This is a genomic window from Salmonella sp. SAL03688 (genome assembly GCF_046551895.1).
Taxonomy (GTDB): Bacteria; Pseudomonadota; Gammaproteobacteria; order Enterobacterales; family Enterobacteriaceae; genus Salmonella; species Salmonella enterica.
Genome location: NZ_JBGDVI010000080.1, coordinates 1 through 294 on the forward strand (window position 1 = coordinate 1; position 294 = coordinate 294).

Below are 294 nucleotides of genomic sequence, written 5' to 3' on the forward strand. Positions count from 1 at the left end.
CCGCTTTATCGTTACTTATGTCAGCATTCGCACTTCTGATACCTCCAGCAACCCTCACAGGCCACCTTCGCAGGCTTACAGAACGCTCCCCTACCCAACGAACGTATCCCTAAGCCAACTCGACTTTAATGAACGCTTTGACGTCGCTTCGCTCCGTCAATCGTCAACTCCGTAAAGTTGTCTTGGGTGATACGTTCGCTGCCGCAGCTTCGGTGCATGGTTTAGCCCCGTTACATCTTCCGCGCAGGCCGACTCGACCAGTGAGCTATTACGCTTTCTTTAAATGATGGCTGC

General features: G+C 52.4%; 1 rRNA gene. It reads right to left on the reverse strand.

What is annotated here, in order from left to right:
• Positions 1 to 294, reverse strand: a 23S ribosomal RNA gene (locus tag ACLJR2_RS23810); the annotation flags it as partial.